The sequence below is a fragment of the Burkholderia sp. M6-3 genome (assembly GCF_050858985.1).
Classification (GTDB): Bacteria; Pseudomonadota; Gammaproteobacteria; order Burkholderiales; family Burkholderiaceae; genus Paraburkholderia; species Paraburkholderia caledonica.
Genome location: NZ_CP110090.1, coordinates 2,856,131 through 2,867,847, shown reverse-complemented (window position 1 = coordinate 2,867,847; position 11,717 = coordinate 2,856,131). Strand labels below are relative to the sequence as shown.

The 11,717-nt window shown below is 61.4% G+C and carries 11 protein-coding genes; 8 read left to right on the top strand and 3 right to left on the bottom strand.

All coding sequences use genetic code 11. The features are described 5' to 3' along the window. Nucleotides 1-150: 150 nt before the first annotated feature. The 8 genes from lepA to nagZ all read left to right on the top strand — a co-directional run bounded on the left by lepA (nt 151) and on the right by nagZ (nt 8,561). Nucleotides 151-1,944 (top strand): translation elongation factor 4, encoded by a 1,794-nt coding sequence (lepA, locus tag OH764_RS12275; protein WP_020069394.1) that lies wholly within the window; start codon nt 151-153, stop codon nt 1,942-1,944. Nucleotides 1,945-1,962: 18 nt separating this feature from the next. Beyond that, the gene (gene lepB, locus OH764_RS12270) at nt 1,963-2,856 is read left to right on the top strand and encodes a signal peptidase I (protein WP_020069395.1); all 894 of its coding nucleotides are present in this window, start codon (nt 1,963-1,965) and stop codon (nt 2,854-2,856) included. A 187-nt stretch (nt 2,857-3,043) separates the two neighbouring features. Next, the gene (gene rnc / locus OH764_RS12265; RefSeq protein WP_498846985.1) at nt 3,044-4,384 is read left to right on the top strand and encodes a ribonuclease III family protein; all 1,341 of its coding nucleotides are present in this window, start codon (nt 3,044-3,046) and stop codon (nt 4,382-4,384) included. A 52-nt stretch (nt 4,385-4,436) separates the two neighbouring features. Then, nucleotides 4,437-5,336, top strand: a complete 900-nt coding sequence (era, locus tag OH764_RS12260) for a GTPase Era (RefSeq protein WP_027804855.1) — start codon at nt 4,437-4,439, stop codon at nt 5,334-5,336. Further along, nucleotides 5,323-6,240, top strand: coding sequence for a DNA repair protein RecO (gene recO, locus OH764_RS12255; RefSeq protein ID WP_498846984.1), 918 nt, complete (start codon nt 5,323-5,325; stop codon nt 6,238-6,240). The genes era and recO overlap by 14 nt, the downstream gene beginning before the upstream one ends. Next, entirely contained in the window at nt 6,237-7,001 is a 765-nt protein-coding gene (gene pdxJ, locus OH764_RS12250) for a pyridoxine 5'-phosphate synthase (protein WP_498846983.1), read from the top strand. The genes recO and pdxJ overlap by 4 nt, the downstream gene beginning before the upstream one ends. A 21-nt stretch (nt 7,002-7,022) precedes the next feature. Then, entirely contained in the window at nt 7,023-7,448 is a 426-nt protein-coding gene (acpS, locus tag OH764_RS12245; RefSeq protein WP_498846982.1) for a holo-ACP synthase, read from the top strand. An 84-nt stretch (nt 7,449-7,532) separates the two neighbouring features. Beyond that, complete coding sequence (gene nagZ, locus OH764_RS12240) at nt 7,533-8,561, top strand: beta-hexosaminidase (protein WP_498846981.1); 1,029 nt, start codon at nt 7,533-7,535, stop codon at nt 8,559-8,561. 141 nt (nt 8,562-8,702) lie between these two features. On the opposite strand, the gene OH764_RS12235 is transcribed toward nagZ, so the two are convergent. From OH764_RS12235 to efp, 3 genes are all read right to left on the bottom strand, one after another. Further along, a complete protein-coding gene (locus OH764_RS12235; protein WP_498846980.1) occupies nt 8,703-10,082 on the bottom strand; it encodes a sigma-54-dependent transcriptional regulator in 1,380 nt (459 codons plus the stop codon). Between the two features lie 368 nt (nt 10,083-10,450). Continuing rightward, complete coding sequence (locus tag OH764_RS12230; protein ID WP_498846979.1) at nt 10,451-10,657, bottom strand: CsbD family protein; 207 nt, start codon at nt 10,655-10,657, stop codon at nt 10,451-10,453. A 264-nt stretch (nt 10,658-10,921) separates the two neighbouring features. Beyond that, nucleotides 10,922-11,479: an elongation factor P gene (gene efp, locus OH764_RS12225; RefSeq protein ID WP_020069404.1), complete on the bottom strand. Its 558-nt coding sequence runs from the start codon at nt 11,477-11,479 to the stop codon at nt 10,922-10,924. Nucleotides 11,480-11,717: the final 238 nt, after the last annotated feature.

Here is an 11,717-nt window from a genome sequence, read left to right as displayed (position 1 = left end):
ACCCATCTTTCGTCGAAGGTCTCTGCATCCAGGCCCTGCAAGATGCGCCGGGTGTCGGCCTTTTCGGCTAAAATAGATAAGTTTTTCACCTACTTACAAGGCGTGCTCCGCTATTGTCCGAGCGCGCCTTTTTTGCTTGATCGGCACTGAATGGATCATATTCGTAACTTCTCGATCATTGCGCACATCGACCATGGCAAGTCGACGCTTGCCGATCGCATCATCCAGATTTGCGGCGGTTTGTCCGACCGCGAGATGGAAGCTCAGGTGCTCGACTCGATGGACCTCGAGCGCGAGCGCGGCATCACTATCAAGGCACAGACTGCGGCCCTGACCTATCGCGCCCGCGACGGGAAGGTCTACAACCTGAACATGATCGACACGCCGGGGCACGTCGACTTCTCGTATGAAGTCAGCCGCTCGTTGTCCGCGTGCGAAGGCGCACTGCTGGTTGTCGACGCAAGCCAGGGCGTGGAGGCGCAAACAGTCGCCAACTGCTATACGGCAATCGAACTCGGCGTCGACGTCATTCCGGTGCTCAACAAGATCGATTTGCCGGCCGCGAATCCCGAGAACGCGATCGCCGAGATTGAAGACGTAATCGGTATCGACGCGACCGACGCCACGCATTGCAGTGCCAAGACGGGCCAGGGCGTGGAAGACGTGCTCGAAGCGTTGATCGCGAAAGTGCCGCCGCCGAAGGGCGATCCGGAAGCGCCGTTGCAGGCGCTGATCATCGACTCGTGGTTCGACAACTACGTCGGCGTCGTGATGCTCGTGCGTATCGTCAACGGCACACTGCGTCCGAAAGACAAAATCCGCATGATGGCGACCGGCGCGCAGTATCCGGTCGAACACATCGGCGTGTTCACGCCGAAGTCCAAGAACCTCGAATCGTTGTCGGCGGGGCAGGTGGGTTTCATCATCGCCGGTATCAAGGAATTGGCCGCGGCGAAGGTGGGCGACACCGTCACGCTGGTGAACGCGCCTGCTGCCGAGCCGTTGCCTGGTTTCAAGGAAGTGAAGCCGCAGGTGTTCGCCGGCCTCTATCCGGTCGAAGCGAACCAGTACGACGCGCTGCGCGACTCGCTTGAAAAGCTGAAGCTGAACGACGCATCGCTGCAATATGAGCCCGAAGTTTCGCAGGCGCTCGGTTTCGGTTTCCGTTGCGGCTTCCTGGGTCTGCTGCACATGGAGATCGTGCAGGAACGTCTCGAACGCGAGTTCGACATGGACCTGATCACCACGGCGCCGACCGTCGTGTACGAAGTCCTGCAACGCGACGGCACGACCATCATGGTCGAAAATCCGGCCAAGATGCCGGAGCCCTCGAAGATCGAAGAAGTGCGCGAGCCGATCGTCACCGTGAACCTGTACATGCCGCAGGATTACGTCGGTTCGGTGATCACGCTGTGTACGCAAAAGCGCGGCAACCAGATCAACATGCAGTATCACGGCCGTCAGGTGCAGTTGACCTACGAGATCCCGATGGGCGAGGTCGTGCTTGATTTCTTCGATCGGCTGAAATCGATCTCGCGCGGCTACGCGTCGATGGATTACGAATTCAAGGAATATCGCGCGTCCGACGTCGTGAAGGTCGACATGCTGATCAACGGCGACAAGGTGGACGCGCTGTCGGTCATCGTGCACCGTTCGCAAAGCCAGTACCGCGGCCGCGAAGTCGCGGCGAAAATGCGCGAACTGATTCCGCGCCAGATGTACGACGTTGCGATTCAGGCCACGATCGGCTCGAACATCATCGCGCGCGAAAACATTAAAGCATTGCGTAAGAACGTGCTGGCAAAATGCTACGGCGGCGATATTTCACGTAAGAAAAAGCTGCTGGAAAAGCAGAAGGCAGGCAAGAAGCGAATGAAGCAAGTGGGGTCCGTCGAGATTCCGCAAGAGGCTTTCCTCGCCATCCTGCGTGTCGAAGACAAATAAGACGAACAACGGAACCCTATGAATTTTGCGCTGATTCTTTTTGTGCTCGTCGTTTTGACGGGCGTCGCATGGGTCGCAGACAAACTGGTGTTCATGCCGCAAAGGCGGCGCGCGGCGGAAGCCGCGGTCGCTGAGTTCGACCGTCAGCAGGCACGTATCGGTGAGCGCTTCGCCGACGAAAACGCCGCGCAGACGCGCGCGCGTCTGCGTGACGACAAGCTGCGCCAACCGTGGTGGCTCGAATATTCCGCGAGCTTTTTCCCGGTGATTCTGGTGGTTTTCGTGGTGCGCTCGTTTGTCGTCGAGCCGTTCAAGATTCCGTCCGGCTCAATGGTGCCAACGCTGCTGGTCGGCGACTTCATCCTCGTCAATAAATTCGATTACGGTATCCGTCTGCCGATCGTCAATACGAAAATCACAGAGGGCCGGCCGCTCCAGCGCGGCGACGTGGTGGTGTTCCGCTATCCGAAAGACGAGTCAGTCGACTATATCAAGCGCGTGATCGGCTTGCCGGGCGACACGGTTGCGTATCAGGACAAGCAGTTGACCATCAATGGCAAGCCGGTGCCTGAAACGCCGCTGCCCGATTATCTCGACGAGGAGCGTCTTGGCTACGCGAAACAGTTCGAGGAAAATCTCGACGGCCGCAAGAACGCAATTTTGAACAATCCCGCGGTGCCGCCGTTTATCGTCGGCGCAGAAGATTATCCGTATCGCGACAACTGCACATACAACGCGCGGGGCGTGATTTGCAAAGTGCCGCCGGGCAATTACTTCATGATGGGCGACAACCGCGATAACAGCGCCGACAGCCGTTATTGGGGTTTTGCGCCGGACAAAAATATTGTCGGACGCGCGTTTTTCATCTGGATGAACTTCAGCAATCTCAAGCGCATCGGCTCGTTCCAGTAAGTTTTGCGCCGACTGCATGACGCAATGTGAACGTGATCGCTTATCGAAGATCAGCGATCACGTGAACGACGCAGCGAGCGCCCGCGCGTTATCGCTACATAAAGTCCTCTAACGTCGCTTCACCACGCTTTTCCTGTCGGGCCGGCCGCGTTTTCGCCCGGCCCGGCGCCCGCGTTATACTCTGCCCATGCCCTCATCTCCGTTGGAAAGCCGTCTGCGCTACGAATTTCGCAATGCGGAATTGCTGCGCCAGGCTTTAACACACCGCAGTCACAGTTCCACGCATAACGAACGGCTCGAATTTCTAGGCGATTCCGTTCTGAATTGCGCGGTGGCTGCGCTTTTGTTCCAACGTTTCGGGAAGCTGGACGAAGGCGACCTGTCTCGCGTGCGCGCTAATCTCGTTAAACAGCAATCGCTTTACGAAATCGCTCAGGCCCTGAATATTTCCGAAGGACTTCGGCTCGGGGAGGGCGAACTGCGCAGCGGCGGCTTCCGGAGGCCGTCAATCCTTGCAGACACGCTCGAAGCGGTACTGGGTGCAGTGTTCCTTGACGGCGGTTTCGAAGCCGCCCAGACGGTCATTAAGCGCCTGTATGTGCCAATCCTCGATCACATCGACCCGCGCACCCTCGGCAAAGACGCCAAGACGCTTTTGCAGGAATATCTGCAGGGTCACAAGATCGCTTTGCCCACGTACACCGTCGTGGCGACGCATGGTGCGGCGCACAATCAGCAGTTCGAAGTTGAATGTACGGTGCCGAAGCTGGACGTGAAGGTTTCTGGCTCGGGCGCCAGTCGGCGCGCGGCTGAGCAGGCCGCGGCCAAAAAAGCGCTCGACGAGGTCCTCGCCGCCGCGCCTGCAGTCGTCGGCAAGTCAAAGCGTTCGAAGGGCGCCCGCGCGGCGAAAAACGTCGAACTCGAGATTGTCCCCGGCGTGGCTGGCGTTCAGACCGCGCTCGACCTGCGCAGCCCCGATCGTAAGAGCGAGCGTGGCGCGGCGAGGGGAGAACCGCGGGTAACGTCGGGAACGGAGTCCGCAGCGGAACGCAGCGCCCTGGCGACGGTGGTTGCGGCTGCGCCGCTGGCGGTGATTCGCGCGGCGCACGTCGAGTACAGCGCCCCGGAAAGAGTCGAACGCGCCGATAAGGGCGAGCGGCTGGATAAAGCCGACAGGGCGGAAAAGCCTGAGAAATCGGACAAAGCCGCGGTGCAGTCTGGCGACAAATCGACGGAAAGATCAGCAGGGGACAAGCCGGAAGCGCGGTTGGCCGAAGCCAAGCCGGTAGAGTCAAAACCCGCCGACCCGAAAGCCGCCAACGCCTCGTCCGCAGACCTGAAGCCGGCCGAACCCAAGCCCACCGACACAAAGGCAGAGTCCGCCGTCCGCGGCGTAGACAAACCGCCCCGCAGTCGCGAGCCGGCGTCCGACGCCGTATCGCCCGCGACGAACACTGCGGCCCCCACCGAAAACGAACCTGGCGTAGCCGACGCGGTACAAACGCGCGTCGCCGACGCGGGCCATTGATTGCCCCGGTGCGCCACCCGAGCGCGTCGATCCGAACCTGCCGTAGCCCAATATGAACGCTCCCACTCCCACTGGTTTCCGCTGCGGCATGGTCGCGATCGTCGGTCGCCCTAACGTTGGCAAATCCACGCTGATGAACGCGCTGGTCGGCCAGAAAGTCAGCATCACGTCGCGCAAGGCGCAGACTACGCGCCATCGCATCACCGGCATCCATACGCTCGAAGATGTCCAATACATTTTCGTCGACACGCCCGGTTTTCAGACCAAGCACAGCGGCGCGCTGAACCGTTCGCTGAACCGCGCGGTGACGTCTACGCTGACTTCCGTCGATGCGATCCTGTTCGTTATCGAAGCCGGCCGTTTCGGCCCGGACGACCAGAAAGTGCTCGACCTGATTCCGCCTTCCGTACCCACGTTGCTGATCGCAAACAAGCTCGACCGTGTGTCGGATAAAGACTCGCTGTTTCCGTTCATGCAGCAGGTGAGCGCGCTGCGCCAGTTCAGCGAGATCGTGCCGCTGTCGGCCAAAAACCCGGACGACATCAAGCGCCTGATGGCCACCGTCAAGCCGTATCTGCCGGAAGGCGCACCGATTTACGGCGAAGACGATCTCACCGATCGCAGCGAGCGCTTTCTCGCGGCCGAGATTCTGCGCGAGAAAGTTTTCCGTTGGACCGGCGACGAACTGCCGTACACGAGCACCGTGCTGATCGACAAGTTCGAAACCGAAGGGCGCCTGCGCCGCATCTTCGCGACGATCCTCGTCGAACGCGACACGCACAAGGCCATGATCATCGGCCAGAAGGGTGCGAAGCTGAAGCAGATCAGCACCGAGGCGCGCCTCGACATGGAGAAGCTGTTCGACGGACCCATCTATCTGGAAACCTTCATCAAGGTGAAGAGCGGTTGGGCCGACAACGAAGCAGGACTTCGTGCGTATGGGTACGAATGACGCGTGGGTCACGCTGAATTCCGACACGGATCCGGACGACGCGGAGCCGGCCGGGCCGTCGCGCGAGCCGTCAAAGCCGGCTCGCGCCAGCCGCAAATCTTCCACTAAAAGCAACTCCGACACCGGCCCCGATGACGCGCCTTGCAAGGCGCCGGCTCGCCGGTCCTCACGCGGTTCCACATCGGCTTCCGAGTACCGCATCGCCGAGCAGCCCGCCTTCGTTCTGCATAGTTATCCGTATCGTGAGACGAGTCTGATCATCGACGTGCTGTCGCGCGATCACGGTCGCCTCGCGCTCGTCGCTAAGGGCGCGAAGCGTCCGCACTCCGCGTTGCGCGGCGTGCTGCAGACGTTCCAGCCACTCGCGCTGTCGTGGTCCGGCAGAGGTGAGGTACGTACGCTGACCGGCGCCGAGTGGGTCGGCGGCATGCTTCCTTTGACGGGCGACGCGCTGCTGTGCGGCTTCTACGTGAACGAACTCCTCGTGAAGTTCTGCGCGCGCGAAGATCCGCATCCGCAACTGTTCCATCACTATGTCGTCACCATGACGCGTCTCGCGCACGACGAGCCGCCGGTCCAGGTGCTGCGTTCGTTCGAGCGCGTGTTGCTGCGCGAAACAGGTTACGCGATGGCGCTCGATCGCACGGTCGCGCGCAAAGCGGTGGAAGCCGGCAGCCGCTATGTGTTCGATCCAGAGCGCGGCGTCCGCGAAGCATCCGACGACCTGCCGGCGCAGTGGCCGGTGATTGCAGGTCAAACCTTGCTCGATATGGAAAAGGACGATTACCATCGGGCGCAGACCGTGGCGCAAAGCAAAACGCTGATGCGCTTTCTGCTCAACACTTATCTTGGCGGCACGCCGCTCGCGACGCGCCAGATCCTGATCGACTTGCAGAACTTATGAGCTTCTTTCTAACGTCGCCGAATGTGATCGATCTCGGCGTGAACATCGATCACGTCGCCACGCTGCGCAACGCGCGCGGAACTTCGTACCCGGACCCGATCCGCGCCGCGCTGATGGCCGAGGAAGCGGGCGCCGACGTCATCACGTTGCATCTGCGCGAAGATCGCCGCCATATCGTGGACGCCGATGTGCGCGCGCTGCGCCCGCTGCTCAAGACGCGGATGAACCTCGAATGCGCGGTCACGCAGGAGATGCTCGACATCGCCTGCGAAGTAAAACCGCATGACGTTTGCCTCGTGCCGGAAAAGCGCCAGGAATTGACGACAGAAGGCGGTCTGGATGTCGCCGGTCAGTTCGAGGCCGTGCGCGCCGCGTGCAGGCAACTGGCCGACGCGAACTCACGTGTGTCACTCTTCATCGATCCAGACGAGACGCAGATCCGTGCAGCGCACGAAGCCGGCGCACCGGTAATCGAGCTGCACACCGGACGTTATGCCGAGGCGCACGATCCAGCCGAACAACAACGCGAATTCGAGCGCGTGGTTCGCGCGGTCGAATTCGGCGCGACGCTCGGTCTCAAGGTGAACGCGGGCCACGGCCTTCACTACACGAACGTCCAGCAGATCGCGGCGATCGATGGCATCGTCGAGCTGAATATCGGTCACGCGATCGTCGCACACGCGATTTTCGCGGGCTGGGACAACGCGGTGCGCGAGATGAAAGCGATCATGGTCGCCGCCCGTCTCGGCGCACGTGCATAACGCGTAACGGGCCGGCCCCATATGGCGATCTACGGTATTGGTACAGACATCGTTCAGGTGAGTCGTGTGGCCGCGGTCATGACGCGCACCAACGGCCGCTTTGCCGAGAAGGTACTCGGTCCAGACGAGCTGCGCGTCTACCACGCGCGTAACGCTCGTTCGGCCGCGCGCGGGCTCGCATTCCTCGCCACGAGGTTTTCGGCGAAAGAGGCGTTTTCGAAGGCGATCGGTCTCGGCATGCACTGGCCCATGACATGGCGCGCGCTGCAAACGCTCAATAAGCCGAGCGGCGAACCGATGGTTGTCGCATCCGGGGAGTTGGCCGAATGGCTCGAGGCGCGCGGCATCACGGCGCGCGTCACGATCACCGACGAGCGCGATTACGCGGTGTCGTTCGTGATTGCCGAAAGTGCGCAAGCGGAAGAGGCGAACGGCTCCGACTCTTAAGCTGCGGCTAACCAAAAATAATTTTGAATGCGGCCCGCGCGGTCGCATCTCTCCTTGCTTCACGCAATCTTCAAGCGGAAATCAATGAAAACCAATCCCGGACCGGTGATGCTCGACGTCGTCGGCAAAACGCTGAACGACGACGACAAGCGCCGCCTCGCTCATCCGATGACCGGTGGCGTGATTCTGTTCGCGCGCCACTACGAGAGCCGGGCGCAACTGATTGCGCTGACCGACTCAATTCGCGCGATTCGCGAGGACCTGCTGATCGCGGTCGATCACGAAGGCGGACGTGTGCAGCGCTTTCGAACCGACGGGTTCACCGTGCTTCCCGCAATGGGCAAGCTCGGCGCGCTGTGGGACAGCGACGTTATGCATGCCACCAAGGTCACGACCGCAGTCGGCTATATCCTCGCTTCGGAATTGCGCGCCTGCGGCATCGACATGAGCTTTACGCCGGTGCTCGATCTGAACTACGGCCAGTCGCAGGTAATCGGCGATCGCGCGTTCCATAGCGATCCGCGCGTCGTGGCGATGCTCGCGAAAAACCTCAACCATGGTCTTGCGCTCGCCGGCATGAGCAACTGCGGCAAACACTTTCCGGGGCATGGTTTCGCGCACGCGGACTCGCACGTCGCGATGCCCGTCGACGACCGCTCGCTGGCGGACATTCTGCGCGATGACGTAGCGCCGTATGACTGGCTTGGGCTGTCGCTCGGCTCGGTGATTCCCGCGCACGTCGTCTATCCGCAAGTCGACTCCAGGCCGGCGGGCTTTTCTCGCATCTGGCTGCAGGACATCTTGCGCGGCAAGCTGCGCTTCGAAGGCGCTATTTTTAGCGACGACCTCTCGATGGAAGCCGCGCGCCAGGGCGGCACGCTCACCGAAGGCGCGACTGCCGCGCTGCAGGCCGGTTGCGACATGGTGCTAATCTGCAATCAGCCCGAAAAGGCCGAACAGGTGCTGGACGAATTGCGTTTCACGCCATCGAAGGAATCGCAGCAGCGGCTCAAACGCATGCGCCCGCGCGACAAGGCGCTGAAGTGGAGCAAGCTGGTGGCGGAGCCGCGATATCTGCAAGCGCAGGCTTTGCTGCGCAGCGTGTTCGCCTGAGCGACGCTCGAAGACAGTAGATAAACCAACGGCGCCTCGCTTCAGGCGCCGTTGTTCATTGGTCATATGCGCGCGCGCATGTGATGTGCGCCGCCCCCGTCCGCTTTGCGAGTGCTTCAACGTGCAAAGCGAAGAGGGCGGTCAGTTCAGCCGCATCCGTTGCAGTTTGTTGTACAGCGTCTTCGGGCTGATGCCCAGCAGCGACGCCGCCCGATGGCGTGTACCGCCCACCGCGTCGAGCGTCGCGCGAATCAGCATTTCTTCCACATCGGCGAGCGGGGTGCCGACCGTGACTTGAACGCGGCTGCCATTCAGATCGCGACCGTTGACTGAGCCGGCTTCGTCGGCGCGCAACGACTCCAGCACGTCGCCCGACGCGTGGTACGCGCGCCGCACGCGGTCCTGCAACTCGCGCACGTTGCCCGGCCATTCGTATGTCAGACATTCGCGCAGGAAGTTGGGCCCAATCTGCTTGGCGACGTCGGACACGCCGCGTGCCGCGGCGTCGTGATTCAGTTCGTCGACAATCGCCTGCGCGATCAGCGCAGGATCTTCGTCGCGCTCGCGCAACGGCGGCAGCGTCACCGCTGCGGCTTCGAGACGCAGCGCGAGGTCCTCATGCAGACTGCCGTCTGCGACCGCAGCGCGCGGCGGCTTGCGCGTCGACGCGATCAACCGGAAATCGGTCACGACCTGACTCGTGCCGCCGACCCGCATGAAGGTCTGCGAATCCAGCGCGCGGAGCAACGCTTCCTGCTGCGCGCGCGGCAACTCCGCGATCTCGTCGATGAAAAGCGTCCCGCCGCTCGCCTGCTCGAAGAGGCCGGGCTCGCGCTGATCGGCGCCGCTAAACGCGCCGCGTTCGTGGCCGAACAGCACGCTATCCAGCGAACGCAACTGCGAACTGGCCGCGCTGCGGCAATCGAGCGTGACGAACGGGCCTTTGCGGCGCCGGCTCATATCGTGCATCGTCTGGGCGGCCACCTGCTTGCCGGTACCGGCTTCGCCTGAAATCAGTACGGCCGCTTCGGTCGGCGCGATATGTTCGATGGTGTCGTACACGTGCTGCATCGCGGCGCTGCGGCCCAGCACCGAGCCGAAGCGCCCGAGTTGACGCAACGATGCGCGCAGCGTCTGCACTTCTTCCGTCAACTCATACGGGCGCGGAATTCTCGCAAGCAGACTGCGCAGGCGGGGAATGTTGACCGGCTTGAGCAGATAGTCCCAGATGCCATGTCGCAAGCCTTCGATTGCGCTTTCCACGGTCGCATTGCCGGTCATGACGATCACGGGCAGTGCGCCGCCTGGCGGATGCGCGGGCAGATGCTGCAACAGATCGAGCCCGCTGCCGTCGGGGAGATTCAGGTCGACCAGAACAACGTCGGGGATGAAGCGCGTCAGCGCGGCGCGCGCTTCGGCGATGGTCGTTGCGGTGTCGACGGAAAAACCATCCGCGGCAAGAATCGCGGATAGGCCCGACAGGCTATTGGGGTCGTCTTCAACAATCAGAGCGTGTGGCATGGCGAGCGCAACTTTTTAAATGGATGAAATAGCCGCTTTTTTGCGCCTGAACCGCAGCGCGGCGAAGCGGGCACGATGGCTGGCCGGTACTGTCGGTCGGATGCGTCGCCACGCAAGTCAGCACTAGCCGGGCGGCGCGCAAGCGGCCTCCCGGTCGGCATGACCGCGGTACCCGGCATTCATGACACCGGGCGAAGCGGGCGGCGAGTCGACTCACGTAGTTCTGGTCCTTTGCTGTATCTGGGCGGGCGATTCGCCGCGCGCTGGTTAGCGTTGCGGCCCGCCTGGTTCTATTCGCCGGCATCCTGCGGCCACGATGCAACGCTGCAAGGGCGCCGGCGCTTACTTCGCGTCCGTTGCTTCTGCTGTCACAAATCCCGATTGCTGTCGAAGAAGCGGCGTACTTCGCGCTCCGCGTCCTCGCGAGTCTTGCCATAGCGTTCCTGAATCAGGCCCGCGAGCCGGTCGGCGCGACCTTCGGCCTTGGTGAGTTCGTCGTCGGTCAGTTCGCCCCATGCAGCCTTTGCCTTGCCGACCAGTTGCTTCCACTTGCCTTCTGCGATGTCGTTATTCATCTCGCATCTCCGGAGTCGAGAGATATTGGGTATGGGGTCTCTAGCACGAGCTATGCCAACGCGCTTTGACTTGGCATATCAAGGGCTTACATTCGCCCACACGGCAACATCGAACGCTGCAACCGGAAATTTGGACAAAATTGCCGGTAAAGTTTTCCTCAACAATACTCGGCGGCACAAAAAAGAAAAAGCGCCCAATTGGGCGCTTTTCATTTTTTGCCAGCGCACGTTGCGTCGCGCTGGGCGGGGGCCTCTTGCCGGCGGTTATGCGCGGCTACGATACTCGTGCGTACGCGTGTCGATTTCGATCTTGTCGCCGATGTTGCAGAACAGCGGCACTTGCAGTTCGAAGCCGGTGTTCAGCTTGGCATTCTTCAGCACCTTGCCCGACGACGTGTCGCCCTTCACAGCCGGTTCCGTGTAGATGATTTCGCGGACCAGCGTGGTCGGCAGTTCGACGGAGATGGCTTTCTCGTTGTAGAACACGACTTCGCAAGTCATGCCGTCTTCGAGGTAGTTCATCGCGTCGCCCATCATTTCGGCTTCGACTTCATACTGGTTGTAGTCGGCGTCCATGAACACGTACATCGGGTCTGCGAAGTACGAGTACGTCACTTCCTTGCGCTCGAGCACGACGACGTCGAACTTGTCGTCTGCCTTGTACACGCTTTCCATGCCTGCGCCGGTCAGCAGGTTCTTGAACTTCATCTTGACGACGGCGGAGTTGCGGCCCGATTTGTTGTATTCGGCCTTTTGCACGACCATTGCGTCTGCGCCGATCATTACGACGTTGCCGGTGCGGAGTTCCTGTGCGGTCTTCATAAAACTGTCCTGTACGAAATAAGTAGCTTCAACTTGTGCTCAACGGCATACGGCGCAAGCGGCTTCGACGTTTCCTGCGCTTTACGCCGCGCCGCGATGAGACGGCCCGGCGAGAAGCGGTGCATGAAGCGCGGTTGGCTTGCTGCGAGGGTTCCAGTGGCGTAGCCGATGCGACGCGTTCCGCAATTCCCGCAAATCCGTTACCTGCTTTTTACCCGATGCGGGCGTGTACACGAGT